Source organism: Collinsella sp. An307 (genome assembly GCF_002161805.1).
Lineage (GTDB): Bacteria > Actinomycetota > Coriobacteriia > Coriobacteriales > Coriobacteriaceae > Coprousia.
Window position 1 is genome coordinate 33,870 of record NZ_NFIP01000007.1, and the last position, 26,547, is coordinate 60,416.

Annotated in this window: 25 protein-coding genes and 1 pseudogene; 22 read left to right on the top strand and 4 right to left on the bottom strand. The window is 61.9% G+C overall.

The genetic code is table 11. From position 1 onward, the window contains the following. Positions 1-9: 9 nt before the first annotated feature. The 16 genes from recO to hflX all read left to right on the top strand — a co-directional run bounded on the left by recO (position 10) and on the right by hflX (position 18,538). A complete protein-coding gene (recO, locus tag B5F89_RS06820) occupies positions 10-768 on the top strand; it encodes a DNA repair protein RecO (protein ID WP_087431041.1) in 759 nt (252 codons plus the stop codon). 150 nt (positions 769-918) lie between these two features. Then, positions 919-2,586 carry a ribonuclease J gene (locus tag B5F89_RS06825; RefSeq protein WP_087431042.1) on the top strand — a complete coding sequence of 556 codons (1,668 nt, stop codon included), beginning with the start codon at positions 919-921 and terminating at the stop codon, positions 2,584-2,586. Between the two features lies 1 nt (position 2,587). After that, the gene (locus B5F89_RS06830; protein ID WP_204230637.1) at positions 2,588-5,308 is read left to right on the top strand and encodes a DNA translocase FtsK; all 2,721 of its coding nucleotides are present in this window, start codon (positions 2,588-2,590) and stop codon (positions 5,306-5,308) included. Beyond that, complete coding sequence (locus B5F89_RS06835; RefSeq protein WP_087431043.1) at positions 5,308-6,636, top strand: helix-turn-helix transcriptional regulator; 1,329 nt, start codon at positions 5,308-5,310, stop codon at positions 6,634-6,636. The genes B5F89_RS06830 and B5F89_RS06835 overlap by 1 nt, the downstream gene beginning before the upstream one ends. Before the next feature lie 23 nt (positions 6,637-6,659). Then, positions 6,660-7,157: a YajQ family cyclic di-GMP-binding protein gene (locus tag B5F89_RS06840; protein WP_087431044.1), complete on the top strand. Its 498-nt coding sequence runs from the start codon at positions 6,660-6,662 to the stop codon at positions 7,155-7,157. A 30-nt stretch (positions 7,158-7,187) separates the two neighbouring features. Further along, positions 7,188-8,543: a 30S ribosomal protein S12 methylthiotransferase RimO gene (gene rimO / locus B5F89_RS06845; protein ID WP_087431045.1), complete on the top strand. Its 1,356-nt coding sequence runs from the start codon at positions 7,188-7,190 to the stop codon at positions 8,541-8,543. Then, complete coding sequence (gene pgsA / locus B5F89_RS06850; RefSeq protein WP_087431046.1) at positions 8,540-9,154, top strand: CDP-diacylglycerol--glycerol-3-phosphate 3-phosphatidyltransferase; 615 nt, start codon at positions 8,540-8,542, stop codon at positions 9,152-9,154. Before rimO ends, pgsA begins: the two co-directional genes overlap by 4 nt. Before the next feature lie 8 nt (positions 9,155-9,162). Continuing rightward, positions 9,163-9,663: a CinA family protein gene (locus B5F89_RS06855; RefSeq protein WP_087431047.1), complete on the top strand. Its 501-nt coding sequence runs from the start codon at positions 9,163-9,165 to the stop codon at positions 9,661-9,663. 256 nt (positions 9,664-9,919) lie between these two features. Further along, on the top strand, positions 9,920-11,008 hold the full coding sequence (gene recA, locus B5F89_RS06860) for a recombinase RecA (RefSeq protein ID WP_087431048.1): 1,089 nt from the start codon (positions 9,920-9,922) through the stop codon (positions 11,006-11,008). A 100-nt stretch (positions 11,009-11,108) separates the two neighbouring features. Further along, positions 11,109-11,678 (top strand): regulatory protein RecX, encoded by a 570-nt coding sequence (locus B5F89_RS06865; protein ID WP_158098439.1) that lies wholly within the window; start codon positions 11,109-11,111, stop codon positions 11,676-11,678. Between the two features lie 232 nt (positions 11,679-11,910). Continuing rightward, positions 11,911-13,461, top strand: a complete 1,551-nt coding sequence (gene rny / locus B5F89_RS06870) for a ribonuclease Y (RefSeq protein WP_087431050.1) — start codon at positions 11,911-11,913, stop codon at positions 13,459-13,461. Between the two features lie 8 nt (positions 13,462-13,469). Beyond that, positions 13,470-14,552, top strand: a complete 1,083-nt coding sequence (locus B5F89_RS06875; RefSeq protein WP_087431051.1) for an ATP-binding protein — start codon at positions 13,470-13,472, stop codon at positions 14,550-14,552. Positions 14,553-14,634: 82 nt separating this feature from the next. After that, entirely contained in the window at positions 14,635-14,952 is a 318-nt protein-coding gene (locus B5F89_RS06880; protein WP_087431052.1) for a stage V sporulation protein S, read from the top strand. A gap of 1 nt (position 14,953) precedes the next feature. Continuing rightward, positions 14,954-16,327 carry a tRNA (N6-isopentenyl adenosine(37)-C2)-methylthiotransferase MiaB gene (gene miaB / locus B5F89_RS06885; RefSeq protein ID WP_087431053.1) on the top strand — a complete coding sequence of 458 codons (1,374 nt, stop codon included), beginning with the start codon at positions 14,954-14,956 and terminating at the stop codon, positions 16,325-16,327. Then, a complete protein-coding gene (miaA, locus tag B5F89_RS06890; RefSeq protein ID WP_087431054.1) occupies positions 16,324-17,241 on the top strand; it encodes a tRNA (adenosine(37)-N6)-dimethylallyltransferase MiaA in 918 nt (305 codons plus the stop codon). The genes miaB and miaA overlap by 4 nt, the downstream gene beginning before the upstream one ends. A 1-nt stretch (position 17,242) precedes the next feature. Beyond that, complete coding sequence (gene hflX / locus B5F89_RS06895; RefSeq protein ID WP_087431055.1) at positions 17,243-18,538, top strand: GTPase HflX; 1,296 nt, start codon at positions 17,243-17,245, stop codon at positions 18,536-18,538. 23 nt (positions 18,539-18,561) lie between these two features. Here the strand turns inward: hflX and B5F89_RS06900 are convergent, their stop codons facing one another. After that, positions 18,562-19,278: a heparan-alpha-glucosaminide N-acetyltransferase gene (locus tag B5F89_RS06900; protein WP_204230638.1), complete on the bottom strand. Its 717-nt coding sequence runs from the start codon at positions 19,276-19,278 to the stop codon at positions 18,562-18,564. A 2-nt stretch (positions 19,279-19,280) separates the two neighbouring features. Further along, the gene (lexA, locus tag B5F89_RS06905; RefSeq protein WP_087431056.1) at positions 19,281-19,919 is read right to left on the bottom strand and encodes a transcriptional repressor LexA; all 639 of its coding nucleotides are present in this window, start codon (positions 19,917-19,919) and stop codon (positions 19,281-19,283) included. Positions 19,920-20,079: 160 nt separating this feature from the next. Here lexA and B5F89_RS06910 point away from each other — a divergent pair, with 160 nt between their 5' ends. Beyond that, on the top strand, positions 20,080-20,532 hold the full coding sequence (locus tag B5F89_RS06910) for a hypothetical protein (protein ID WP_087431057.1): 453 nt from the start codon (positions 20,080-20,082) through the stop codon (positions 20,530-20,532). A gap of 155 nt (positions 20,533-20,687) precedes the next feature. On the opposite strand, the gene B5F89_RS06915 is transcribed toward B5F89_RS06910, so the two are convergent. Next, the gene (locus B5F89_RS06915) at positions 20,688-21,641 is read right to left on the bottom strand and encodes an ATP-binding protein (protein WP_204230639.1); all 954 of its coding nucleotides are present in this window, start codon (positions 21,639-21,641) and stop codon (positions 20,688-20,690) included. A 3-nt stretch (positions 21,642-21,644) separates the two neighbouring features. Here B5F89_RS06915 and B5F89_RS10135 point away from each other — a divergent pair, with 3 nt between their 5' ends. Together B5F89_RS10135 and B5F89_RS06935 are read left to right on the top strand one after the other, a co-directional pair. Next, positions 21,645-21,875: an ACT domain-containing protein gene (locus B5F89_RS10135; protein ID WP_204230640.1), complete on the top strand. Its 231-nt coding sequence runs from the start codon at positions 21,645-21,647 to the stop codon at positions 21,873-21,875. A gap of 807 nt (positions 21,876-22,682) precedes the next feature. Then, a pseudogene (locus tag B5F89_RS06935) lies at positions 22,683-23,903 on the top strand (phage terminase large subunit). 139 nt (positions 23,904-24,042) lie between these two features. On the opposite strand, the gene B5F89_RS06940 reads toward B5F89_RS06935, so the two are convergent. Further along, positions 24,043-24,825, bottom strand: coding sequence for a hypothetical protein (locus B5F89_RS06940; RefSeq protein ID WP_087431058.1), 783 nt, complete (start codon positions 24,823-24,825; stop codon positions 24,043-24,045). A 49-nt stretch (positions 24,826-24,874) separates the two neighbouring features. Between B5F89_RS06940 and B5F89_RS06945 the strand changes: the two genes are divergently transcribed. From B5F89_RS06945 to B5F89_RS06955, 3 genes are all read left to right on the top strand, one after another. After that, positions 24,875-25,336 carry a hypothetical protein gene (locus B5F89_RS06945; RefSeq protein ID WP_087431059.1) on the top strand — a complete coding sequence of 154 codons (462 nt, stop codon included), beginning with the start codon at positions 24,875-24,877 and terminating at the stop codon, positions 25,334-25,336. Then, positions 25,333-25,770, top strand: a complete 438-nt coding sequence (locus B5F89_RS06950) for a hypothetical protein (protein ID WP_087431060.1) — start codon at positions 25,333-25,335, stop codon at positions 25,768-25,770. Before B5F89_RS06945 ends, B5F89_RS06950 begins: the two co-directional genes overlap by 4 nt. 329 nt (positions 25,771-26,099) lie before the next feature. After that, on the top strand, positions 26,100-26,540 hold the full coding sequence (locus tag B5F89_RS06955; protein WP_087431145.1) for a LytTR family DNA-binding domain-containing protein: 441 nt from the start codon (positions 26,100-26,102) through the stop codon (positions 26,538-26,540). Positions 26,541-26,547: the final 7 nt, after the last annotated feature.

Genomic DNA, 26,547 nt, shown 5'->3' on the forward strand with positions numbered 1-26,547 from the left:
AGCGGCATCATGGCGCAGGGGAGGACATATCGGTGCCGGGCAATCGTGCTCGATAAGACCAAGCTCGGCGAGAGCGATCTAATTCTCACGCTTCTTGCCGACGACGGCCGGCAGCTCCGTGCTGTGGCCAAGGGGGCGCGCAAACCCGGCAGCCGCCTGGCCGCCCGATGCGATCTCTGCTGCGAGGTCGACCTCCTCATCGCCCGCGGGCGCAACCTCGATGTCGTCTCTCAGGCGGAGCTTCTCGCCGCCCCGTTGGGGGCGATGCCAAGCTATGAGCTCCTTACCTCGGCGAGCGCTATCGTCGAAATCGCACGGCTCTGCTCCTTTGAAGACGCGCCCGACCCCTTTGTGTTTGCCATTACCGAGCGCGCGCTCAGCCTCTTGGGTGACGCCTTGCGGCAGCTCGATGGGGCGCACCGCGATCTGATCGTTGCGGCGTACGCGATGAAGACCTTGGCGCACCTGGGGTACCGGCCCGATTTTGGCTCGTGCGTGCTCTGCGGGGACGAGGCCGTGAGCTACTTCTCCGCCGCGGCGGGAGGGCTTCTGTGCGCCTCCTGCGCCTCAAGCGTTGCCGGCGCCGAGGAACTTGACGCCGCGACCGTCGCGTGGCTGCGCGCCCTTATGGCCCTCAGATTCGACGAGCTCGCCGATGCCCCTATCGATGCCCAGACCGCTGCGCTTCTGCTCGCGCTCACACATGCATGGGCGGCCGTCCACCTCGATGCGCGTCTGCGGGCGTTGGAGTTCTTGCTGGGATGTTAAGCTCGGTAGTTCCTGTGGGTCTCGATTATCTGCGGTCAAAACCTTGCCTGCGCGCGTTACTATGTAAAGTTACTTGTGCATCACTTATACGTTTTCGCAGGAATACCTGCGTGTTCATACTTTGCGACTTGAAAGGAAACATACTTAGTCATGGCAAAACAGAATCCGCCCCTTCGTATCATCCCGCTCGGCGGCCTCGATGGCATCGGCAAGAACATGACTGTGGTCGAGTGCGGGCCCGATATGGTGCTCGTCGACGCCGGCCTTATGTTCCCCGATGACTCCCAACCCGGCATTGACCTCGTGCTGCCGGACTATACCTACGTGCTTGAGAACGAGCAGAAGCTCCGCGGTATCGTGGTCACGCACGGCCACGAGGACCATACGGGCGCCCTGCCGTATCTTCTGCAGGACCTCAACAACAAGGCGCCCATCTTCTCGAGCAAGCTCACCCTGGGCTTTATCGAGGGAAAGCTCTCCGAGTTCCGCATCAAGGCGCCTAAGTTCCGTGAGGTCAAGGACGGCTCGCACATCTCACTCGGTCAGATCTCGCTCGACTTCTTCTCTATGACGCACTCCATCCCCGGAGCGCTCGGCGTCTATATCAAGACCCCACAGGGCACCGTCATGCACACGGGCGACTTCAAGCTCGACCAGACGCCTATCGACGGTGTGCGCCCCAACTATGCTGCCATCAGCCGCTTTGCCAAGCAGGGTATCGACCTTCTGCTCTCTGACTCGACCAACGCCACGGTCCCCGGTTTCACCAAGTCCGAGGCCGAGGTGGGCCCCTCGCTCTACGCCGCCATCAAGAACGCGCCCGGCCGTGTCTTTGTGGCGAGCTTCTCGAGCCATATCCACCGCCTGCAGCAGATCTGCGACGCTGCTAAGCGCTGCGGCCGCAAGGTCGTTGTCACGGGCCGCTCCATGCTCACCAATACCCGCGTGGCGCGTGAGCTCGGTTACCTCAACATCGACGAGCAGGACCTCATCGACGCGTACGAGATCAACAACCTCCCCGAGGACAAGCTCGTCGTCATGTGCACCGGCTCCCAGGGCGAGCCGCTCTCGGCCCTCTCCCGTATGGCCAACGGCGAGCACAAGACGCTCTCCATCCACGACGGCGACACGGTCATCATCTCCGCCACGCCAGTCCCCGGTAACGAGAAGGCCGTTCAGCAGGTGATCAACAGCCTTGCCAAGATTGGCTGCGACGTCTACGACAAGAGCCGCACGCTCGTCCACGTCTCTGGCCATGGCAGCCAGGAGGAGCTCAAGCTCATGCTCGCCATGGCGCGCCCGAGCTACTTCATGCCGGTCCACGGCGAGGCGGTGCATCTGCGTGCGCACGCCGCCCTCGGCCGCAAGATGGGCATCCCCGCGGACCACATCTTCATCCTTGACAACGGAGACACGCTCGAGATGCGCGGTGGGCAGGTCAAGCTTGGCACGCCCGTTGAGTCCGGCGTGGTCTACGTCGATGGTTTGCGCATCGGTGACACCGACCCCATTGTTCTGCGCGACCGCCAGAAGCTCGCCAACGACGGTATGGTGACGGCCGTTGCCATCGTGTCGCTCAAGCGCAAGAAGATCGACGCGGTCGAGTTCTCCAGCCGCGGCGTGTCGTTTACCATCGACGACGAGTTTGCGCACGACGCCCAGGAGGCCATCATCAAGGTCATCGAGAAGGGCAAGTTCAACTTCACCGCGAGCGGCACCGATGCGCTGCGCAAGGCCGTGCGCGATTCCGTCTCCAACTTCATCTGGAACCGCACCAAGACCCGCCCGATGATCATCCCCGTGGTCATGGAGGTCTAGCGTGGCCGATCGCAAGGGACAGAAGAAGACATCCCGCAAGGGCACGGCGGTGTCAAAGCAGGCACCGGCGCGTCACCTGCGCGCCAACGATAGGCCTGCCGAGCCTGCTGAGCCCCTGTGGGACCGCTCCGCTGGGCGCGATATCGCCGGCGTGCTCATCGCGGTGGTCGCGGTGGCATCGCTCATCGCGGTCGTGACGCCCGCCTCCGCTCCGCTCACGAGCATCCTCGCCGGGTTCTACCATCTGGGGTTCGGCCTTGGCGGGTACCTTCTGCCGTTCGTCATCCTGGGCATCGCCGCGCTTGTGTTTCTGCGGAGCGAAGTGCGGATTCCCGGCCGTATTGTGGTGGGCTCCACCATCGTGTTTGTCTCTGTGCTCGGGCTGCTTGTGCTCGCCATGACGCCGGACGACCTCGTGTGGGGCGTCACGGTGGGCGAGGAGGTGCTCGCGCGCAGCGGCGGTTACGTTGGGTACAGCATCGCTTCTGTGCTTACAGCTGCGTTTGGCAAGGCCATCGCCGCGGTGATTCTCGTGGGGATCGGTATCGCCGGCGCCACGCTCGTGGGATTCTCGGTGAGCGCTCTTGTTGAGGCCGTTCACGGCAAGGCCGCACGCATCGCCGAGCGTCGCCGCGTGGCGGTGAACGACACCCCGTGGGGTGACGAGGCGCCCGAGAAGCCGTCTTTGGGCAAGCGCATTCGCTCCAAGGCGCCCTCGCGCGGCGGTCTTGCGGAGTCCGATTTCTCGCTCGATACGCAGAAGACCACACTTATCGAGGATATCGACGACGAGGACGAGGATCCCTTTGTCGATATCTCCGATCAGCTTGCCGCCGAGCGTGCCGAGACCACGCTGATTCCTATCGAAGATACCTATGCGGACGAGGGCTCCGCCAAGACGACGCTCATCGACCGTAGCCAGGCTCCTTCGTCTCGTAAGGCACGCACTGCCGAGGTTGCCGAGCTGCCGCAAAAGGCGTCCCCGTCCCCCGTGGCCGAGTCGAAAGCGAGCGCTACCACGTCCCCTGCGGCGCCCACCACGCTAATCCCGCCTGCGCCCGAGGCAACGCCGATTCCCGATTTCCTGCTGCACCCCCGCGGCGCATCGGATGCCGGGGAGGGGAGTGCCGCTGCCGAGGCGCCCCAAAAGGCCACCGCACAGGCACCCGTAACGGCGCCTGCCGCTGTGTCTCCCGCGTCAGCCAGCGCCGATAGCGCGCCTGCTGCGGAGGGGGAGCGCCAGCTGCCGCCCACCTCGCTTCTGCGCCACAACCCGCAGTCTGCCAAGGCGGCGTCTTCTGACCAGGAGCTCGCGCAGACCGCCGAGTCCCTGCAGTCGACGCTCGCCGAGTTTGGCCTGCATTCGCGCGTTGTCGGCTGGATCTCTGGCCCCACCGTCACCACCTTTAAGGTCCAGCCCGGCGAGGGCGAGCGCGTCAGCCGTATCTCGAGCCTCGAGGACGACATCGCCCTTACGCTTGCGGCTCAGTCGGTGCGCATCTTCGCGCCCATCCCGGGCACCTCGCTTGTGGGTATCGAGATCCCCAACCGCAAGCGCCAGAACGTGAACCTGGGCGACGTGCTTCCCTATGCCAAGGGCGGTCCGCTCGAGCTTGCCATCGGTCGCGACGCCGAGGGTCTGCCCATCGTGGCTGACCTCGCCAAGATGCCGCACCTGCTCATCGCTGGTACCACGGGCTCCGGTAAGTCGGTCATGATCAACTCCATCGTGGTGACGCTGCTCATGCGCACGCTGCCGGAGGATGTCCGCCTCATCATGGTCGACCCCAAGCGCGTCGAGCTCTCCGGCTACAACGGCCTTCCGCACCTCTACATTCCGGTCGTGACCGAGCCCAAGCAGGCGGCGAGCGCGCTTCAGTGGGGCGTGTCCGAGATGGAGCGCCGCCTGAAGGTGTTCGAGCGCATCGGCGTCCGCAACATCGCCACCTTCAACGCCAAGCAGGCAGCAGGTGAGTTCGAGCACTACGACAACCCGCCCGCCAAGATGCCCTACCTCGTCATCATCATCGACGAGCTCTCCGACCTCATGATGGTCGCCGGAAAGGATGTCGAGGCATCGATCGTGCGCATCGCCCAGCTCGGCCGTGCCGCGGGTATCCACCTCATCGTGGCGACGCAGCGCCCGAGCTCAAACGTCGTGACCGGCCTCATCAAGGCCAACATCACCAACCGCATCGCCTTCAACGTAGCGACCGGCATCGACAGCCGCGTCATCATCGACCAGATGGGTGCCGAGAAGCTCACTGGCTACGGCGACATGCTCTTCTCCAAGGTCGACTGGGGCAAGCCCAAGCGCATCCAGGGCTGCTTCGTCTCCGATGACGAGATCAACCAGGTCACCGAGTTCGTCAAGAGCCAGGGCGAGGCCGAGTACCACGAGGAGATTCTTTCCGCCGTGTCGCCCGCGACCGTCGTGGGCGGGGGCTCGCACGAGCTGACCGAGGACGACCCCCTTATCTGGGAGGCTGCCCGCATCGTGGTGGAGTCCCAGCTCGGCTCAACTTCCGGTTTGCAGCGCCGCCTCAAGGTAGGCTACGCGCGCGCAGGTCGTATCATGGATATGCTTGAGGAAAAAGGGGTCGTCGGTCCGCCCGACGGCTCTAAACCGCGCGAGGTCCTGCTCGACGAGGAGGGCCTGTCCGAGCTCGAGGCGCTCGAGGCCCGTATGGCCTCAGAAGACGCCGAGATGGGAGGGTTCTGATGGCGCGATTCGGCGATATGCTCTACCAGCGCAGGCGCGAGATGGGGCTGACGATTCTCCAGGTCGCCAACACCATCAAGATCCGCCCGCAGATCATCGAGTTCTTTGAGAACGGCGACTTCTCGTCCATGCCGCCGCGTGGGTACGCGCAGGGTATGATCTCGAGCTATGCCCGCTACCTCGGTCTGAACCCGCGTGAGGTGGTCGAGGCGTACTTTGACGACCTGCGCGCCTACGAGCAGGCGACCGACAACCACGGCGGCCGGTTCCAAGACGCTGCAGGACTCGTGAGCACGCGTTCCGCAAGCGCGACGGGCCGTTTTATGATGGTCGACTCTGCGCCGCGCTCCCGCTATGCACAGCGTCCGCCCCAAGCGGGCTACGTGTCCGAGCATGAATCCGGTCATGAGCCGGAGAGGGCGCGAAACCCCTATGCCAGGCGGTCTCCGTCTTCTCAGGTGACGCAGCGCATCCCCGTCTTCGACGGCCAGAATGACGTTGCGGCGCCCCGTGCGCCCCGTTCCTCCGCAGGTTACGAGCGCCGCTCGGGCGTTCGCGGCTCCGCTGCGGCTCGGAACAGGGGATATGCCTCTCAGGGCGCCTACGATGGGCGCCGCATGTCCGGTCCCTCGTCTGAGCGCAGGGCTTCCGGTCGCGGCGTGCCCCCGCGACGCGGTCGCGCATCGTCGGGCCGTCCGAGCCCGAGCGGGCCGTCTTTTGACAACCGCCTTCTTCTGGGTCTCATCGCCGCGATTCTTGTAGCCATCGCCCTCATGGCGGTGCTTCTGGTGCGTGGCTGCGCTCCTGCAGAGACTGATGACAAGGCCGGGTCCTCTGCTGTTACCGCAGAGACGGTCGCCCAGACGCCCGAAGAGAATGAAGATACCGATAGCACCGACGCGAACGATACCGATGAGGACGGCGACGCCTCTGATGATGCCGACCCTGCAACGGATCCGGAGGCGCAGACGCCCGAGGAGCCCCAGCAGCTTGTCGTCAAGATCTCGGTCGCCGAGGGCGACAGCTCTTGGCTCGAGGTCCGTGTGGACGGGTCCATCGTCCTCGGCGACGAGGTGGTCGGTCCCTTCGAGCAGGAGTTCATTCCCCAGAGCAACATCCGCATCACCGCCAACACACCCGGTAGCGTCAAGGTGGCGGAAAACGGCAAGGAGGTCCGTTGGGATACGAGCACCTCCGGTGTCGCCCGCATCAACCTCACCGCTCCCGAGACTCCCGCCGCCCCCGCAACCACCGAGGGCGAGACCGGTGACGCTACGCAGGAGAACACCGACGCCACAGGCGACGATAGCGCCGCCGCTACCCAGTAATTCACGCCCAGGAAAGGACAATCATGGCTAAGGATTCCAGTTTTGACGTTGTCTCCCAGGTAGACATGCAGGAGGTCGACAACGCCTTCCAGCAGACCTCTCGTGAGATCACGCAGCGCTATGACCTCAAGGACTCCGGCGCGTCCATCGAGCTCGCCAAGGCTGAGGGAACGTTCACGGTGCAGGCTCCCGCGGACTTTGTGTCCCGTCAGGTCATCGATATCCTCAACACCAAGCTCATCAAGCGTGGAGTCGACATCTCCGCCGTGCGTTGGGACGCTCCCCAGGCGGCGTCCGGCGGTACCGTGCGCGTCATCGGCCACATTGTCGAGGGCATCGACCAGCCGACTGCCAAGAAGATCAACAAGGACATCAAGGACCAGAAGCTCAAGGTCAAGGTCACTATCGAGTCCGATAAGCTTCGCGTGAGCTCTGCATCTAAGGACGCGCTCCAGGCGGTTATCCAGTTTTTGCGCGAGCAGGACTACGGCCAGCCGCTCCAGTTCACGAACTACCGCTAAGAGACGATTGTGTCGAAAGGTGACGCCCCAATGGAGAGCTCGCTTGGAAACCTGCTGTTCGTAACGCTCGGCTGCGCCAAGAACGAGGTGGATACCGACCGCATGCGCTCGCTGCTCGCGGCGGGCGGTTATAGGGAAGTCGATTCGGTCGAGGATGCCGATGCCGTCCTCATCAACACCTGCTCGTTTCTCGCGTCTGCGACGTCTGAGAGTATCGAGTGCACGCTCGATGTCGCTGACGAGGTAGCCGGCGGCGTCCGCGGCGCCCGCATCATCATGTGCGGCTGCTTGCCTTCGCGCTACGGCGATGAGCTTGCCGGCGAGCTCCCCGAGGTCGCCGCCTTTGTGCGCACCGATGAGGAGGACGCGATCGTATCGGTCGTCGACGGCGTGCTGGGCGTTTCGCGCCCCGAGCCCGCCTTCATCCCCGGTGTCAAGCGCACCGTCGAGGGCGCCGTCGCGTATCTGAAGATCTCCGACGGTTGCAACCGGTTCTGCAGCTTCTGTGCCATTCCCTACATCCGCGGTCGCTACCGTTCCCGTTCCGCCGAGGCTATCGTTGCGGAGGCACGCGAGCTTCTTGCGGGCGGCGTGCGCGAGCTTGTGCTCATCGGCCAGGATACCGGTATCTGGGGTAAGGACCTTCCCAAGGATACAGAGGGGCCCTCAACGCTTGCCCAGCTTTTGCGCGCGGTGGCGGCCGAGGCACGTCCGTATGGAGCGTGGGTGCGCGTTCTCTACCTGCAGCCCGAGGGCATGACCGACGAGCTTATCGCCACGATTCGCGACGTCGACGAGGTGCTGCCCTATATCGATATCCCCGTACAGCATTGCAACCCCCGCATCCTTCGTGCGATGAACCGCACGGGCTCGGCGGAGGAGTTTGAGGAGCTGTTCAGCCGCCTGCGCGAGGAAATCCCCGGTATGGTCATTCGCTCGACCGCACTCGTGGGCTTCCCCTCCGAGACCGATGAGGAGTTCGAGGAGCTCCTCGGCTTCATGGACCGCGTGGGCTTTGACTACACGAGCGTGTTTGCCTACTCGCAGGAGGAGGGGACCGCTGCCGCACGCCTCGACGACCAGATCAACGAGGAGACCAAGGTCGAACGCGCCCAGGCGGCGACCGACCTTGCCGAGGCGCTTGGCTTCGCGGCAACCGCTGCCCATGTGGGCGAGCGTGCCCGCGTCATAGTTGACGGCGTGGAGGAGACCGAGGACGGCATCGAGCTCATCGGCCACGCTTGGTTCCAGGCTCCCGATTCCGACGGTGCGGTGCATCTGGACGCCACTGAGGCCGCCGTTGGTGATATCGTAGAGGTCGAGTTTACCGACAGCTTCTGCTATGAGCTCGTCGGGCATGTGGTCGATGAGGAGACGGCTAAATGAGCAACGCACCGCAGCATGAGCTAACGAGTATCTGGACACCGGCGAACATCGTCACCTGCGTCCGTATCGTCTTCATCCCGGTCTTCATGCTGTTCGCAACCGACGCGTTCTCTTTTCTGGGACTCACGGGCGGCGTCCAGGCGGTCATTGCGTTTTGCCTGTACATGCTCTTGAGCTGCACGGACAAGGTCGACGGCGAGCTGGCGCGTAAGCGCGGCGAGGTCACGGACTTCGGTAAGTTCCTCGACCCCATCGCCGACAAGCTTCTTGTGTTCTCTGCGCTTCTGCTGTTCCTCGTTTGGGACATGGTGAGCGTGTGGGTGGTGTTCATCATCCTGTTCCGCGAGTTTCTGGTAAGCGCGCTTCGCATGGTCGCGAGTGCGGCGGGCGAGGTCATCGCGGCGGACAAGCTCGGCAAGGCCAAGACCGCGGTCACCATGGTCGCCATCTGCGCCCTTCTGCTAGCGCGCGCTATCTTTGCCTTTACGGGCGATATGTTCGATATGGTGTGGATCATCGGGCAGGCCCTCATGATCGCTGCGGTCGTGCTCACCGTCGTCTCCGGCGGCCAGTACTTCTGGAACGCCCGCAAGATCGTCTTCCGCGTATAGGCGTGGCCATGGGGGAGTTTGAGGACCGCGCGCGCGAGGCCGCGCATAAGCTGGTTGTTACTGCTACTGCATGCGGCGCCACCGTCGCCACTGCCGAGTCCTGCACGGCGGGTCTGGTGGCGTCCACGATCGCTTCTGTCCCGGGCGCTTCCGATGTCCTTCGCGGTGGCGCGGTCACCTATGTCGACGAAATAAAGAACCGTCTCCTTGGCGTGTCGAGCGAAACCCTCGAGCGCTATACGGCGGTCTCGAGCCCCTGCGCACGCGAGATGGCGGAGGGTGCTCGCGCGCTTTTCCAGGTGAGCGCTGCGGTGAGCGTTACCGGCTACGCGGGCCCTGGCGGTGGCACGGCGGAAGACCCCGTGGGAACTGTGTACTTCGGCATCTCTACCGCGAGCGGCGCCGAGACGTATCGCAAGGTGTTCGCCGGATCGCGCGACGAGGTGCGCTGGCAGGCTGCCGCCTTCGCGCTCGAACTGCTTTGCGGCGCCTGTGATGGTTTGATGTGAATCAATAAGCCCTGATGCCCGCGCGCTGGCCCTACGCGCTCAAATCCCGCTTTTCCTCGCAACCTCTCTACCTGCGGAAACGGGCATGTTTTGCCCCGCAGTCAGAAAGCTTTTAGATATCGTTCAAGCGTCTGTGAGGTTTCGGTTGGACGGAGCGCGTATTCTGTTTGACCTCGCCGGTAAACTGAATCTGTTCGCTTGACGACGAACAACCGTTCGTTTACTATCGGTAGCAGGTTCATCGAGGAGGTTTCCCATGGCAAAGAATTCCGGCGCCGTCAAACAGGTTCACGAGCGCACAACGGGTGAAGAGCGCGACAAGATGATCGAGGCCACTAAGGCGGACATCATCAAGAAGTTCGGTTCGGGATCCATTATGCGCTACGGCGATGGCGGCCCTGAGCTCGAGGTGGAGGCGATCCCCACGGGCGCCCTCGCGCTCGACGTGGCGCTGGGTATCGGCGGCGTGCCTCGCGGCCGTATTATCGAGATCTACGGCCCCGAGTCTTCGGGTAAGACGACCCTTTCTCTCGAGATTCTTGCAGAGGCCCAGGCCATGGGCGGCGTCGTTGCCTTCATCGATGCCGAGCACGCGCTTGATCCCTCCTATGCCGCACGCATCGGTGTCGATATCGACGAGGTGCTCATCTCCCAGCCCGATACCGGTGAGCAGGCGCTCGAGATCTGCGACATGCTCGTTCGCTCCGGTGCGATCGACGCCGTCGTCATCGACTCCGTCGCCGCCCTTGTTCCCCGTGCGGAGATCGAGGGCGAGATCGGCGACACTACGGTCGGTCTGCAGGCGCGCCTGATGAGCCAGGCGCTGCGCAAGCTCGCCGGTTCCCTTGCCAAGTCCAAGACGACGTGCATCTTCATCAACCAGCTCCGCGAGAAGATCGGCGTCATGTTCGGTAACCCCGAGACCACCACGGGCGGCCGTGCTCTCAAGTTCTTCTCCTCTGTACGTATCGACATCCGCCGCATCGACAGCATCAAGAACGGCAGCGATGTGGTGGGGAACCGCGTGCGCGCCAAGGTCGTTAAGAACAAGGTGGCGGCTCCCTTCCGCAGTGCCGAGTTTGACATCATGTACGGAACGGGCATCTCCAAGGAGGGCTCGATTCTCGATATGGCCGTCGAATACGGCATCGTCAACAAGTCCGGCGCGTGGTACACCTACGAGACCGAGCGTCTCGGTCAGGGCCGTGAGGCCGCCAAGGAGTTTTTGCGCACCAATCCCGAGCTGTCTGACGAGATTGAGCACAAGGTTCGTGTCGCCAGCGGCCTGGAGCTCTCAGACGAGCCTGTGGGCGATGCTGTCGACGCCTCCGCTGACCTTGCCTAGCTAGATGGTCGCGTCTATCCGCGCGGTCTCGTACCGGTTTCCCACCAAGGCGGACCGCGCATCGGCGCAGTATCGCCGTTCGAAACCGCGCGCCGAGGTCGTGTTCGAACCTGAGGCAGGGGAGGACCTTTCCTTCTCCGTCCCGCCTCGGGTGGCGCGTGCATTTGCCAAGGCCGACATCGTCTTTCCCGCCTCCTACGAGTTCTTGCGTGACGAGCTGATGCATGTCGACGAGCGAGAGTGCTTCACCGCGCTTGTCGAGGCTCTGTCGCGCAGGGACTACGGCGTTGCCGAGATATCGGAGAAACTGCGCCTTATGGGTTTTAGGTCCCGTTCCATTGAGGTGGTCGTCGAGCGTGCCCGCGAGGCGCGCTATCTCGATGACACACGCTATCTCAGGCAGTTCATCGAGGAGCGCAAGCGCCGCGGCTGGGGCAGGCGAAAAATCGAGCTCGAGCTCAAGCGGCGCGGCGAGGACCCCTACACGCTGGAAGACTATCCGGGTGCCTATTACAGTCAGGACGAGGACCTCGAACGCGCCCGGGAGCTTCTCGCTCGCAAGACGGTTCCCGAGGCCCGTGCATTCGAAAAACTCACCCGATTTCTCATGGCAAAGGGCTTCTCGTACAGCGTAGCTTCGAGTGCGGTTAAGGAACGTCTTAGCGACTGACCCAGATAGAGCCCGCATCGTGGGCAAACCTTGGTCTTGACGGTCCGTTTACAATTGACAGTTCGAGCGGCTCCACGTAGACTGAAAAGGTCATTTGCCTTGTGATATACGCTCATCCTCGATGAGATTAACGATATGGCTTATTTTCATAGCGGGTGGTTATACCACGCAAATGTCCGGCTCGCCTCTCGCGGGCTGTTTTAATCTGACATGAAATGTTTAAGGAGTAGGCATGGAGATCATTATCGGTATCGTCTGCCTGGCACTTGGTGCCGGTGGTACCGCCGTCGCCATGCGCAGCGCCAAGCAGGGAAGCCTCCGCGAGGCCGATTCGAAGCTCGAGTCGGCGCGCACCCAGGCAGACCAGATGATCGGTGACGCGCAGCGACAGGCCGAGACCATGAAGAAGGAAGCGCTTCTTGAGGCCAAGGAGGAGATCCTCCAGAGCAAGCAGGCCGCCGAGGCGGAGGAGAAGCAGCGCAAGAAGGAACTTCGCACGCTCGAGAACCGCATCATGCAGCGCGAGGAGTCTCTCGATCGCCGCAACGACGCCCTCGACAAGCGCGAGCACCAGCTCTCTAGCCAGGCCGGTCAGGTCGAGAAGCGCAGCCGTGAGCTCGACGAGCTCGTCCAGAAGCAGACCGCTGAACTCGAGCGCATCTCTGAGCTCACGCGTGAGGATGCTCACCAGGAGCTTCTCGAGAAGGTGCGCGGCGAGGTCACGCACGAGGCCGCTGCCATCATCCGCGAGTCCGAGCAGAAGGTAAAGGCCGAGTGCCACAAGACCGCTCAGGAGATCATCTCACTGGCTATCCAGCGTTGCGCCGCGGACCACACCGCCGAGGTGACCGTCACCTCGGTGCACATTCCCTCCGATGACCTGAAGGGTCGCATCATCGGTCGCGAGGGCCGCAACATCCGCACCTTCGAGCAGGTCTCCGGCGTGAACCTCGTCATCGATGACACGCCCGAGACGGTCGTGCTCTCCAGCTTCGACCCGGTCCGTCGTGAGACCGCCCGCGTGGCGCTCGAGAACCTTATCGCCGACGGCCGCATCCATCCGGCGCGAATCGAGGAGATGTACCAGAAGGCGTCCGCTCTCGTGCAGCAGCGCGTGCGCGAGGCCGGCGAGCAGGCGGCCTTCGACACCGGCATCCACGATTTGCACCCCGAGCTCGTCAAGACGCTCGGCGCTCTGCGCTACCGCACGTCGTTTGGCCAGAACGTGCTCACGCACTCCATCGAGGTTGCTGAGCTCTGCGGCATCATGGCTTCCGAGCTCGGCGTCGACGCTAATATCGCCCGCCGCGCTGGTCTTCTCCATGACCTTGGCAAGGCCATCGACCACGAGGTTGAGGGTCCGCACGCCGTCATCGGCGCCGACCTTGCGCGCCGCTACGGCGAGAAGCCCGTTATCGTTCACGCCATTGAGGCCCACCATGGCGACGTCGACCCCGACTCCGTCGTCGCGGTCCTCGTCATGGCTGCCGACGCCATCTCCGCTTCGCGTCCCGGTGCTCGCCGTGAGTCCGCCGAGAACTACATCAAGCGCCTCGAGAAGCTTGAGGAGATTGCCAACGCGCATGAGGGCGTCGAGCGCACCTATGCGATGCAGGCCGGCCGCGAGGTCCACGTGATGGTTCAGCCCGACAAGGTCTCCGATGCCGAGTCCACGGTCCTTGCCCACGACATCGCCCATCAGATCGAAGAGGAGATGGAGTATCCCGGCCAGGTCCGCGTCGTCGTCATTCGCGAGAGCCGCGCGGTTGACATCGCTAAGTAGGGGTATTGATGGCTGACTCGCAGGAACTCATCTCGTTTATCGCCCAGATGACCGGAGAGGCCAATCTGCGCGTCGAGGAGAACCTGGGTGAGGGCTTCGTCCGCCTGCGCGTGTCCGAGGCTGAGCGTCGCCAGGCAAAGCACGATATCCAGCATGTCGAGGACATCGTTATCGAGCTTCTGCGTAACGCCCGCGATGCCGGCGCGCGCAATATCTTCCTTGCGGTAGGCAAGACCGATTCGCACCGCACCCTGATCGTCATCGACGACGGGTGCGGTGTTCCCGTAGATATGCAGGAGCACATCTTCGAGGCGCGCGTCACCTCCAAGCTCGAGACCATGCATATGGACCGATGGGGTGTTCACGGTCGCGGTATGGCCCTGTTCTCCATCCGCGAGAACTGCGAATCCGCCCGCGTTGTCGCATCGGGCGAGGGCCTCGGCTCCGTCTTTTCCGTCGTCGCCGATACCGATGTGCTGCCCGAGCGCGCCGATCAGTCCACCTGGCCCGAGACGGCCAAGGACGAAGAGGGGCGCGTGGTCGTCACCAAGGGTCCGCACAACATCATCCGCTGCGCTGCCGAGTTTGCGCTCGAGGAGCTCCATGGATGCGAGGTGTACGTCGGATCGGTGACAGAGATTGCGGCCACGCTCTACGACCGGGCGCGCAAGGGGCTCGATGCGTCGCAGCTTCTGTTTATCGATTCCGAGGGAGAGCTGCCCGTCGTCGACCGGCTCGGCTACGCCTCCGACGCAGCCGAGTTCATGCGCATAGCAGCCACGCTTGGCCTGGAGCTGTCTGAGCGAACCGCCCATCGTGTTCTCGCCGGCACCATTCGTCCGCTTCGCAGCGTCGCCTCGCGCCTTCTGAGGGAGAAGACCTCGCGCCCGCATGACCTTCCGGTGGATCTGTCGCGCGACCGGCGTGGGCTCAGGCTCTCGCGCGAGGACGTGCAGGCGTTCTCCCGTCAGCTCGAGCGCGATTTCTCGTATCTGTCGGAGCGTTATTTCTTAACGCTCGCGCATGAGCCAACCGTTCGCGTGACCCGCGACCGCATTACGGTCACCTTCGACATCAGCAAGGAGGAGTGAACCTTCTTGCCCGAGATGCGGGCTTGGGTTACTCTCAATAAACTGCAACACCATTCGTACTATATCCGCAGGAGCAAGGTAGATGGATTACCTGAAAGTATCGAGCAAGTCTTCGCCCGCCTCGGTTGCGGGCGCCATCGCCGGCATGGTTAAGGACGGCGTTCCGGTTAACCTCCAGTGCGTCGGCGCCGGCGCGGTCAACCAGGCGATCAAGGCCATGGCAATCGCCCGCGGCTTTCTGATTCCCACCGGGTTCGACATCTCCTGCGCCCCCGTGTTCTCCGACATCCTCATCAACGGTGAGTCGCGCACCGCGATCCGCCTATCTGTCTACGTGCACCAGATCTCTCTTCAGGGGTCCGATATCATCGAGACCCAAGACTCGCAAACGGTGGCGTGATATGGCCGATATGTCCCTTTCCTACCCGTCTCTCGTCCAGAAGACGTACTTCATCCGCACCTTCGGCTGCCAGATGAACCTGCATGACGCCGAGCGCGTGAGCGGCCTTCTCGACTCCTGCGGATGCCTTGAGGCGTCGTCGCCGGAGGAGGCCGATATCGTCATCTTCATGACGTGCTGCGTGCGCGAGGCGGCAGATCAGCGCCTGTACGGCCAGTGCTCGTCCATGAAGAGCCTGCCGGACGCACCTTCGGGAAGGCGCGTCATCGCTATCGGCGGCTGCATCGCCCAGCGTGATGGCGAGCGCCTGCTCGATACGCTCGATAACGTAGATGTGGTCTTTGGCACGTCCGCCATCACCCATCTTGCTGAGCTTCTCAACGCCACGTTTGCCGAGGGCGGCAGGCACGTGCTTACCAGCGAGAACCCAGACGATGTGGCCACCTCGCTTCCCTGGCACCGTGCGACGGGGTACCACGCTTGGGTGCCCATCATGACGGGCTGCAACAACTTTTGCAGCTACTGCATCGTGCCGTACGTCCGCGGGCGCGAGCGGAGCCGTCTTTTTGAGGAGATTGTCGACGAGGTCGAGGGTCTTTCCCGCACCGGTGTGCGCGAGGTCACCCTCTTGGGTCAGAACGTCAACTCCTACGGTCGCGACCGGTACGGGAACCCGCGCTTCGCGGAGCTTCTCCGCGCGGTGGGGGAGACGGGCATTGAGCGCATCCGGTTCACCTCCTCGCATCCCAAGGACCTCCTGCCCGAGACCATCGACGCGCTTGCCGAGGTGCCCCAGGTCATGCCGCACCTCCATCTGGCGGTCCAGTCGGGCTCCACGCGCATCTTGAAGCTCATGAATCGCCGGTACACGCGCGAGTATTATCTCGACCTCGTTAAGCGTGTGCGCGAGCGCATCCCCCATATCGCCCTCACGACTGACATCATCGTCGGCTTCCCTGGTGAGACGGAGGAGGACTTCGCCCAGACGCTGAGCCTCGCCGAGGAGGCGCGCTTCTCGCAGGCGTTTACGTTCATTTACTCGCGTCGTGCCGGCACGCCCGCGGCGGAGATTCCCGATGACACGCCTCGCGAGGTCATTCAGGAGCGCTTCGACCGTCTGGTCAAGGTCATCGAGGGCACGGCGTACGAGTACAACCAGCATGAGCTGGGGACCCGTGTGCCGGTCCTTGTTGAGGGCGTGTCCAAGAAGGACTCTCATCGCCTCCAGGGCAAGAGCCCGATGAACCAGACCGTTCATGCGCCGGTGCCCGAGGGGCTCGACTCCGCGTCGCTGATCGGTAAGATCGTCGACGTCGATATCGACGTGGCGCGCACCTGGTATCTTTCCGGCACCGTTGTCGGCGATCCGCGATGATTGACGTCGTCGCCGTTGTGGGTCCCACAGCCGTCGGTAAGAGCGCGGTGGCAGACGGTCTTGCTGCGGCGATAGGCACCTCGGTCATCTCTGCCGATTCGATGCAGGTGTACCGCGGTATGGACATCGGCACGGCTAAGATGAGCCCTGGTGAGTGCCACGCGCCGCTTTTGATGGTAGACGTGGCCGACCCCGGCACAGCCTATTCCGCTGCGTTGTTCCAGCGTGATGCGCGCGCGGCCATCGACAAGATCAATGCCTCCGGTCATCCTGCTGTTCTGTGTGGCGGTACGGGCCTCTACGTGCGCGCCGTGATCGATGAGTTTGACTTTCCCTCCGGCGAGCTTGAGAGCATCTCTCGCTCTCGGTACGAGGAGCTTCTTGAGCGCATTGGCGCCGACGCGCTTCATGCCCTGCTTTCCGAGCGCGACCCCGCGAGCGCCGAGGCCATCCATCCCCACAACACGCGCCGTGTGGTCCGTGCACTCGAGATGAGCGACGAGGGCGTGTCCTATGCGGAGCAGCGTGCGGGTTTTTCCGAGAACCGCGCGCACTACTGCTCCTCCCAGTACGGTCTCACTTGCGACCGTGCTGTGCTCTACGAGCGTATCAATAAGCGTGTCGACCTCATGATGGAGATGGGCCTGATCGATGAGGTCAAGGGGCTGGTGGAGCAAGGTCTGTCTTTTGCCCTCACCTCGCGGCAGGCCATCGGTTACAAAGAGATCATCGATTACCTTGAGGGGACGTTGTCCTTATCTGAGGCAGTTGACCTTATCAAGATGCGTTCTCGTCGTTATGCCAAGCGTCAGCTCAGCTGGTTCAAGCGTGACAGCCGAATCTTTTGGATCGATATGGACGAGACCGGGGTCGATGGCGCTATTGAGCTCATTCGGGAGAGGGAGGGTCTGTAATATGGCACGCTTTCCTCTTGTTTCCACTGCGCCGGTGCCTGAACGAGCGGTGCTCGTGGGTGTCGAGGGCAGACCTGGCGGATGGCCTGTCGAGAGGTCGCTTGACGAGCTCGAGCGATTGGCCGACACAGCAGGGGCCGAGACGATTGCGCGCATATCGCAGCGCCTTGATCGCCCGAATCCTCGAACGTATATCGGATCCGGAAAAGTTGAAGAGCTTTGCGGCCTTGTCCGTCGCATCGATGCGGACGTGGTGATCTTCGACGACGACCTCACGCCCTCGCAGCAGACAAACCTCGAGCGCACCGTCGGCGAACCGGTTAAGATCATCGACCGCACCGCGCTCATTCTCGACATCTTCGGCCTTCATGCGACAACGCGCGAAGGACGCCTTCAGGTACAACTTGCCCAGCTGCAGTATCTGCTGCCACGTCTGCGCGGCATGTGGAGCCATCTTGCGAAGGAGCAGACCAGAGGTGGTATCGGCAGCCGTTTCGGTCAGGGCGAAAGTCAGCTTGAGGTCGACCGCCGTCTGATTCGCAACCGTATCGCATCGCTTCGCCGTGAGCTTAAGGAGCTCGAGCGCAGGCGTGACGTGCAGGCTAAGAGCCGTGTCTCCTCAAATTCGTTTCGCGTAGCGCTTGCCGGCTATACCAACGCCGGGAAATCCTCGCTGCTTAACAAGCTCACCGGTTCTGCGGTTCTTGCGCAGGACAAGCTCTTTGCCACGCTTGACCCCACAACGAGGGCCTATCGGCTTCCCGGTGGACGAGAGCTCACCATCACCGACACTGTCGGGTTTATCCAGAAGCTCCCGCATGGACTTGTGGAGGCCTTTAAATCTACGCTCGCCGAGGCACGTGACGCCGACCTTATCTTGAAGGTGGTGGATGCCTCCGACGATGACTTCGAGCGCCATCTGGAGGCGGTGGACCGGGTTCTCGAGGAGATCGGTGCGGGCGATACGCCGGCGGTCGTCGTGTTCAATAAATGCGATTTGCTGGGCGATGAGGACAGGCGGGCGCTCTCACTTCGCTTCCCGGAAGCGGTGCTCTGTTCCGCCTATACCGGCGAAGGTTTGGACGCGCTCGTCGATCGGCTCTCTGTCGAAGCTGCGCGGCTCGATGCCATCGTCGATGTGGTCCTGCCATATCGAGAGGGCGCCCTGCTCAAGGCGATTCACGAACAGGGGCAGGTACTCGTTGAAGAGTTCGATGAAAACGGCGTCCATGTGGTTGCCAAGGTTGGCCCACGTCTTGGTGGCATCCTCAAGCCCTTTGGATCTAAAGCAAATTAATTTCGGGTTCCGTGGCGTAATCGTTACAGCAATTCAATAAACGCCAACAGCAGAGGTTGGTGCAACAGATAGATGACGAGGCTGGCGTGACCGACAGCGGTAAGGGGCAGGCACCAGTCGCGCTTTGTCCATGCCGGATAGTCCCCTCTGGTGATGCCATCGACTATCACCGATGCGAAGAAGCCAGCGAGATACATGAAGAGGTAGGGGAGAAGGGGATAGAAATCCCCCGAGACAAAGGCGGGCCCGGGAAAGCCCAGCCAAGCGAGCCCCGCAATTTCGTAGCGACCAAGCGGGATGGTGTAGGTAAGAGCGAAGAGCAGCAGTGAGCCGATAAATCCCACTGGCGCGGGCACATTCCGGAGCACCGGTATGGTTAGCGCGACCAGCAACGTACATGCCGCCATGCAGAACAAGATTCCAAAGCTCACAGGCGTGTCTATGCTCACCAGGGTGGTGGCGATAAAGACAAGCGCTGCAGCGGCGGCGTATATGCCTCCACGTTTGAGGTTGTTGCGTGAGAACGATGCCATCCAACCTGCGATAAACAGAAAGGTCCAGCTGATGGAGCATCGCCAGAAAGCCTGAAAGGGCGTCCCCGTGAACCATGACAGGGGAACGCCCTCGATATAGGCAAGGTCATAGCAGGCATGAAAGGCCACCATCGAGATGATGGTGAACCCGCGAAGCGTATCGAACAGAGTGATGCGCTCTCGGGCGGCTCGGAGCTTCTCCGGCATGTTTAGAAGCGCCTCATCAGGGCGACAACCTTACCGAGGATAGTTGGATTCTCGGCGTAGATGGGCTCCATCGTGTCGTTTTCCGGCTGCAGTCGGACGCGACCGCGCTCCTTGTAGAAGGTCTTTACCGTGGCCTCGCCATCGATCATCGCAACGACGATCTCTCCGTTCATCGCGCTCTTCTGCTCGCGGACCACCAGATAGTCGCCGTTGAAGATGCCGGCGTTGATCATAGAGTCACCGTGAACCTCAAGGATGAAAGAGCATGAATCGGTCGTGATCTCCGTGGGGAGGGTGAAGGTATCCTCAACGTTCTGCTCGGCGAGGATGGGCATGCCCGCAGCAACGCGCCCGACGAGCGGAAGCTCGACGGTGTTTCTGTTGGGAGACTCTTTTACCTCGGCGAGCTTCACGGACGAACCGTCCTCATTGAAGAGCTCGAGCGCACGCGGCTTCGTTGCATCGCGCTTGATAAGCCCATGGGCCTCAAGGGCAGAGAGATGCGCGTGCACAGTCGAGGGCGAAGAGAGCCCCACCGCCGCCGCCATCTCGCGAACGCTGGGCGGATAGCCCTTCTCCTGCTGGTAGGTGCGAATGAAGTCGTAAATCTGCTGCTGACGCTTCGTAATCTTCCTTGCCATAGGGACCGTCCTCTCAAAAATACAAACTGCTGTTCGAATTTCTCTTGACAGGAACAGCTGTTCGCCGATAATAATACACGAACACTCGTTCTTGCGCCAGTCTTTTGTCCGCACGATTCGATTTAACCATGTTGTCGAATCTACGGAGAAGGGAACAGAGATGATGAACTCCAACATGATGGTCTACGGTAACCTCGCGCTCGCCTCTGAGGCGCCCGCTCGCCGTACGGATGTTAAGACTCGCTTTGTTGTTGTCGAGGGCTCGCTGGGGTACGCTCGCCCTGAGCGCCAGGTGGCACATCGTCCGGAGACCCGCACGTCGCGCCTCGCGCGCGCCTGCGCTGCCGCTGGTGTTGCCGTCATGTTCCTGATCGTCTTTGTTGCCGGTGTGTCTGCCTTCTCCAACAGGGCAGACCTTGTCTCGCAAGCCGCATCTGAGGTCGCTTGGACAGAGATGTCTGTCCGTGAAGGCGATTCTCTCTGGACGCTTGCCGAGTCTCATCCTATCGAGGGTCTCAGCACGCAGGAGACGGCAGACATTATCGAGTCGCACAACTCCTTTGATTCGGTGGTGCTCATCGCCGGGGACACGGTCCTCGTTCCCACTCAGTAATTGTCGGCGCAGGTGAGAGGGCCGCTTCATCTTCTGCTTCGCCGTTTACCACCATACTTACCCTATTCCACATGCACTCAAGATGGATTCACGCGGTCACCGTCCCCATCACCCCTCCCCCCTTGCGAATCATGGCGCGGGAGCGCCCCCCGATATTAGAATCCCTGTTCCGCGATGAGCCAACGGGCCAGATCGAGCACCCTGATGCCGTCAATCGTGTAGTCGTCGTGTCGTGTCCTCGCGATAAGAATCTTGGGGTAGGCATCTCGTATCGCACGCAGAGGAGCGAGCTCGCGCTCGAGCGTCTCGGGTGCGTCTACGTTATCGCTCACCTGAATGTAGACCTGCTCCGACCCTCGCTTGACGACGAAGTCGACCTCCTTCTGGTAGAGCTTTCCCACGTAGGTCTCGTATCCGCGGCGAATAAGCTCCAAGAACACCGAGTTCTCGTACATGCGGCCCCAATCCATGTTGCGCGTGCCGAGCACCGCGTAGCGCATACCCGTGTCGCACACGTAGTGCTTCGCCTGCGTGCTCAGGTACTTCTTGCCCTTGATGTCATAACGCTTGGCCTCGTAGAAGACGAAGGCGTCCCTCAGGTGCGAGATGTAGCGCCCAACCGTGACGTGGTTGGTCGACACTTTGTTTGCTTCGAGGGTGTTGGCGATGCTGTTCGGCGAGTTAAGGTTTCCGGTGTTGTCCATCATGTACTCGGCGAGCCGCTCGAGCACCAGCGTGTCGGGCAGACGGAACTTCTGTACGAGATCTCGCGTGAGGATAGTCCTGTAGACGTCCCTGATGTAGCCGTATGACTCTGCCATGTCACGATACTCATAGGATCCAGCGAGGCCCCCGCGCTCGATATAGCGGTCCAGCTCTTCGTCGATGGCCCCCTGTTCGCCGAAGTATGCGCGGAACTCACCGAAACTGAACGGCAGAACATGAATCTCGCGGTGCCTGCCGGTGAAGAGTGTGGCAAGGTCGGAACTCAGAAGGAACGCATTCGACCCGGTAAGACGGATGAAGAGTACTCCCTGGTATGCGCCACCGGCGATGTCCCGCCGAACGTTGTTGAGCGAGACGACAGGTGGAGGGGCTTCCGCATCCAAGGGATGCTGGACTTCCCTCTCATCGGGATACTGGCCGGCATCGCGGAGACACTGGCGGGGAACGGCATCTCGATCTTTGCCATCTCGACCTACAACACCGACTACGTTCTGGTGAAGAAGGAGCGCTACCAGAGGGCGCTGGACATTCTCGAGCGCGCGGGATACGAAATCGTCGAGCGACGGCACCGCCTTCTCCTGGGCAGCGTCTTTGTGGTGCGCCTGCCCCTCACGTAGGAGGACACGGGGGTGTCTCTATATCGTGATGCCCTTTTTGATACGGGGCCACGCGAGCGAGCGGCATGCCTCCGCGCACCGTGTACTCGGCCCAGCCCTGGTAGCGGTCGCCGCCGGAGCCCTGCATGAACTCGGAAAAGGACAACGGCCGTATTCGAACCTCGTCCCCGCGGCCTCGGAACTCCGTCATGACGTCATGCGAGGGGAGCTTCGAGTTACCCCCGTCACGCACACGTCGACGTTTCTCATGCGCAGAAGCCCGTTGAGTCTGTTGAGGTATTGGTCATGCCCGATTTCCACGCGTACCTCATCTTGGTTTCCAAGTCGGTTCTATTGAGCAGTTTTGCCGTATGCGGCATTTCTTCTCAATAGAAGTGTCTTGTGCCACAGAGACGCCCGGCTCAAAATGTTGCCACGCTAAACACGTCCCGCTCAAATCACTGCATGCCCCATCTCCGGCCCTACGACCATTGCCGCCTCCCCGTAAACAGTCACGCAGACCATCACATTGCTCGGCCTATCCCCACAACCCCATGTTCGGCATCGCGTACAGCGGGACGTTCCTCATCCAACCCTGCTCACGGTATCCCGAGAGGCTGAAGCGGACGGACCTTATTTTCGGATGAGCGCCCTTGAACGCCCGGAGGCTCTTGGCGCGCAGGTTCTCCTTCGCCTTCACCTCGATGGCATAGACGCTGTTCGCGTTCTGCACCAGGAAGTCAATTTCACCCGAGGAGTTCTCGGCCGACCAGTAGTGACGTCTCCGACTTCGTCATCCCGCGCTTCCACCCGGTGCTGGGCGACGTGATGGCCCACGGCCACACGCACTACTGGCTGCCGGGCGGGTGCGGCTCGACCAAGAGCTCGTTCATCTCGATAGCAATTGTGCTTCTCATCATCGCGAACCCGAAGGCGAACGCGGTTGTGGTGCGGCGCTTCTCCAACACATTGCGCGACTCGGTGTACCAGCAGATACAGTAGGCCATAGAGGTGCTGGGGCTGGAGGGCGTGTTCAGATGCAGGGTTTCTTCCATGGAGATCACCTACACCCCTACCGGGCAGCGCATCGTGTTCCGCGGGGCGGACGATCCGCTCAAGCTCAAGGGCGTGAAGTTCACCAAGGGCTATTGCAGCGTGGTGTGGTTTGAGGAGCTGGACCAGTTCGAGGGTGTGGAGGCTGCTCGCTCCATCCTCAACTCGTTGCGCCGCGCCGGCGACCGCTTCTGGATCTTCTACAGTTATAACCCGCCTAAGACGATGTGGTCCTGGGTGAACGTGGAGCGCCTGGAACGTGTGAGGCGTGACGACACCCTTGTGCGCGGTAGCTCTTATCTCGATGTGATCGAGACGCATCCCGACTGGCTGGGCGCACCCTTTGTCGAGGAGGCCGAGTACCTGCGCGACACGAACGAGCAGGCCTGGCGTTGGGAGTATTTGGGCGAGATCACCGGGACCGGTGGCGCCATCTTCGACAACGTGCACGAGGCGAAGCTTTCCGACTCTCGCATCCGCACCTTCCAACGTATTCGTAATGGTGTGGACTGGGGCTGGTTCCCGGATCCGTGGCGGTTCGTGCGCTGTGCCTGGGAGCCTGACGCGCGGCGCCTTCTCATCTTCGAAGAGCATTCCGCGAACAAGATGATGCCGGCGGAGACGGGCAAGATCGTGGTGGATTCTCTCACCTTCCCAGACGAGCAGGGCGCGGAGGCGTACTTCCACGACCAGATCGTCTATTGCGACGACACGCCTGATAGCAAGGTTCAGATGAACGTGTGGAGGCGCGAGCTCTGCATCCGCGTGCATGCAGCGCGCAAGGCCAGGATGAGGCGCTTGTCTTACGAGTGGCTGGCAGGGCTGCGCGAGATCGTGATTGACCCGGAGCGATGCCCCTTGACCTTCTCCGAATTCACCTTGAAGGAGTTCGAGATGGACAAGGAGGGCAACTGGATTGACGAGATCCCAGATGGCAACGATCACAGCATCGACGCTGTTCGCTATGCCATGATAGACGACGTATTGCGAGGTTAGGACATGGCTCTTATCGGCGCCCTTCTCATCATCTTCGTCATTGTCGGCATCTTTACGCTGTTTGAATTCTTGCGGCTGCTGGCGTGTGCTTTGGTTACCTTGGCTCTTCTCGCCCTTATCGGCGCCCGAGCCTTCGTGACTAGAGCAGGCGGAAGTGGTCGCCCCAGGCGGTTACGAGCATGTCCCTCACGGCCTTCTCGACCGCCTCTTTGTGCCTCGGCTGGATGAGGAACATGTAGTAGCGTTGCGAGACCTTCTCGAACTTCAATGACAGGCCTGATGCTCCGGTGAGGTCTTCTCTTCTCAAGAGCTTCTCGAGCTGATCCGTGTAGAAGGGATCCTTCCGCCTGGCCTTATGCTGGTAATAGACGACCGTGGAGCCTTGGGCGTAATAGGCAGCGAGCTCTTCGGGCAGAACGTACTTGTTCTCCTTCGGCCTACCCTTGGCGGAAGGCACGACCAAACCGTTGTCTGGATCCACGCAGACGATGTCATTGCTGGCCATTTTACTGAGCGACTTTTCGAACCACTCGGCACGGTCATCGATCCTCTTCGCCTTCTTCTTCCCTCTGAAATCAAGGCAGTCGGAGAAGAACGAGGCGCGCAGGATGTCGTCGTCCTCCATGTAGCTCACTTCTCGGTTTTCTCCATCGACGATCGCCTTGAGACCAAGCCAAAGGCCAGGATCACATGCGCGGTACTTCTCCTGCTTGAGGTAGTCCACGTGGCGGCCGTCGGTGTTGTGCGTCTCGTCCGGCGTGAGGTACCAGTTGAGCCCGATCGAGAGCCCTGCGGCCTGCAACGCCCTGAGCAGCCCTAGCTTGCTGAAATCGCCAATGTCGCCTGTGTATCTGTTCTGCATGGTCTTCTTCCTCAGCACTTCTTGTCTCGGTATTATAAGGAACAGGGCTTGTTGTGACATGCGCGGACACTTCACCATGCCTATTCGCACGGTTGGAGGAGGTTTCCGCATGAGCACTAATGGCCTGGATGAGTATTGGGTGCCGGAGCACGTGAAGGATTACTTGCGCAAGCTTGGGTTTGTCCTTCCCCTGGATGACATGGAGCCCTGGATACGTATCTGGGATGACTGGATGTCGGCCAGGGGCGAGTTTTACGACTATAGGGACAAGGACGGCATGGGGCGCGTGTACGCGGTGCATCGTCGGTCCATTCACCCTGCCATGCGCGTTTGCAAGGAGTGGGGCTCTCTTCTCCTCAACGAGGAAGTGAAGGTCGACTGCGAGGACCAGAGGGCGACCGACTGGATCAACTCGTTCTTCTCCTCCACCAACTTCATGAACTCGGCGCAGGCAACCGTGGTGCGTGCCTTCGGCTTGGGCACGGGCGCCTGGGCGTTGTGGATCGACCTGGGCAAGAGGAAGGTTCGCATCCGCCACTATGACGCTCGCATGGTGATCCCGCTCTCATGAAATCTGGTGCGCCCTCCGGCGACGTGTCAGAGCTTGCGGCGAGGGTCATCGCAGGCGATTTCGGCAATGGCGATGCTCGCAGGGCCGCTCTGGGAAGCCGGTACGACGAGGTCCAGGCGGAGGACAACCGGATCCTCTCAGGCGGCACCTCCGGTGGCTCCTGCGACGTGGACGCGCTCGCGCGCCGCGTCATCGCTGGCGAGTTCGGGAACGGCGACGAGCGCAAGCGACGCCTGGGGTCCAAGTACTCGGCCGTGCAGAATCGAGTGAACGAGATCCTGGGCGCAACCGGGGCGAGCTCGACCTCCATGGACGTCGACGCCATGGCCCGCGCGGCGATCCGCGGCGACTACGGCAACGGCGACGAGAGGAAGCGGCGCCTGGGCTCGTACTACTCCATCGTGCAGCGGCGCGTGAACGAGATGCTGTCATGAGGTCGAGGCTGCGGTGGCTCGGCGAGCAGGTCGGGTGGTTCCTCGGTATCTTGGGATGCCTGCTCCTGATGCTGATCCTGCTACCGCTCATTCCGATCCTCGAGCTCTACGACGATGTGCGTAGGGCATACGAGGACAAGCAACGCGGAAGGCCGCTTGTCAGCTTGGCAAGCGGCCTTCCGCATCGATGGCTTATAGCAAAGCCAGCCGACACCGGCACAGCTCAAGCACGCTACGTGCAACTTGGTCATCCTCAGGCGCACCTTGGTTCAGCGCCGCCCGAGCCGGCACGGATGGCAGGTAGAATGCGACTCGTCGAAAGGAACACCATGAAGATAACGATCGACGAACGACCGGAATCGAGCGGCATCGAGGTCGCAATCGTCTGCAGGAAGACGGACCAGCAGGTACTCGACATCGTCGCCAGGCTGCGCATGTTCGACCGCAAGGTCACGGGAAGTGCGGACGGAGGCACCCACGTGGTGAACGCCGAGGACATCCTCTACGTGGAGTCGGTGGACAAGCGCACGTTCTTCTACACCGAAGGCGCCGTGTTCGAGACCGCGCTGCGGCTCTACGAGATGGAGGAGCGCCTGGAGGGATGCGACTTCCTGCGGGTGGCCAAGGGCTGCGTGGTGAACTTCCGCAGGATCGCCTCGCTGCGCCCGGAGATGAACGGGCGGCTCGTGGCGACCATGGACAACGGCGAGCAGGTCGTCATATCGCGGCAGTACGCGCCGGACGTGCGCCGCAAGCTCGGGATGCTGTAACGAGACG

Excerpts from the sequence above, each read along its gene's own strand:
- recO (WP_087431041.1), top strand. The coding sequence starts at position 10 with ATGGCGCAGGGGAGGACATATCGGTGCCGGGCAATCGTGCTCGATAAG.
- B5F89_RS06825 (WP_087431042.1), top strand. The coding sequence starts at position 919 with ATGGCAAAACAGAATCCGCCCCTTCGTATCATCCCGCTCGGCGGCCTC.
- B5F89_RS06835 (WP_087431043.1), top strand. The coding sequence starts at position 5,308 with ATGGCGCGATTCGGCGATATGCTCTACCAGCGCAGGCGCGAGATGGGG.
- B5F89_RS06840 (WP_087431044.1), top strand. The coding sequence starts at position 6,660 with ATGGCTAAGGATTCCAGTTTTGACGTTGTCTCCCAGGTAGACATGCAG.
- rimO (WP_087431045.1), top strand. The coding sequence starts at position 7,188 with ATGGAGAGCTCGCTTGGAAACCTGCTGTTCGTAACGCTCGGCTGCGCC.
- pgsA (WP_087431046.1), top strand. The coding sequence starts at position 8,540 with ATGAGCAACGCACCGCAGCATGAGCTAACGAGTATCTGGACACCGGCG.
- B5F89_RS06855 (WP_087431047.1), top strand. The coding sequence starts at position 9,163 with ATGGGGGAGTTTGAGGACCGCGCGCGCGAGGCCGCGCATAAGCTGGTT.
- recA (WP_087431048.1), top strand. The coding sequence starts at position 9,920 with ATGGCAAAGAATTCCGGCGCCGTCAAACAGGTTCACGAGCGCACAACG.
- rny (WP_087431050.1), top strand. The coding sequence starts at position 11,911 with ATGGAGATCATTATCGGTATCGTCTGCCTGGCACTTGGTGCCGGTGGT.
- B5F89_RS06875 (WP_087431051.1), top strand. The coding sequence starts at position 13,470 with ATGGCTGACTCGCAGGAACTCATCTCGTTTATCGCCCAGATGACCGGA.
- B5F89_RS06880 (WP_087431052.1), top strand. The coding sequence starts at position 14,635 with ATGGATTACCTGAAAGTATCGAGCAAGTCTTCGCCCGCCTCGGTTGCG.
- miaB (WP_087431053.1), top strand. The coding sequence starts at position 14,954 with ATGGCCGATATGTCCCTTTCCTACCCGTCTCTCGTCCAGAAGACGTAC.
- miaA (WP_087431054.1), top strand. The coding sequence starts at position 16,324 with ATGATTGACGTCGTCGCCGTTGTGGGTCCCACAGCCGTCGGTAAGAGC.
- hflX (WP_087431055.1), top strand. The coding sequence starts at position 17,243 with ATGGCACGCTTTCCTCTTGTTTCCACTGCGCCGGTGCCTGAACGAGCG.
- B5F89_RS06900 (WP_204230638.1), bottom strand. The coding sequence starts at position 19,278 with ATGCCGGAGAAGCTCCGAGCCGCCCGAGAGCGCATCACTCTGTTCGAT.
- lexA (WP_087431056.1), bottom strand. The coding sequence starts at position 19,919 with ATGGCAAGGAAGATTACGAAGCGTCAGCAGCAGATTTACGACTTCATT.
- B5F89_RS06910 (WP_087431057.1), top strand. The coding sequence starts at position 20,080 with ATGATGAACTCCAACATGATGGTCTACGGTAACCTCGCGCTCGCCTCT.
- B5F89_RS10135 (WP_204230640.1), top strand. The coding sequence starts at position 21,645 with ATGCTGGACTTCCCTCTCATCGGGATACTGGCCGGCATCGCGGAGACA.
- B5F89_RS06940 (WP_087431058.1), bottom strand. The coding sequence starts at position 24,825 with ATGTCACAACAAGCCCTGTTCCTTATAATACCGAGACAAGAAGTGCTG.
- B5F89_RS06945 (WP_087431059.1), top strand. The coding sequence starts at position 24,875 with ATGAGCACTAATGGCCTGGATGAGTATTGGGTGCCGGAGCACGTGAAG.
- B5F89_RS06950 (WP_087431060.1), top strand. The coding sequence starts at position 25,333 with ATGAAATCTGGTGCGCCCTCCGGCGACGTGTCAGAGCTTGCGGCGAGG.
- B5F89_RS06955 (WP_087431145.1), top strand. The coding sequence starts at position 26,100 with ATGAAGATAACGATCGACGAACGACCGGAATCGAGCGGCATCGAGGTC.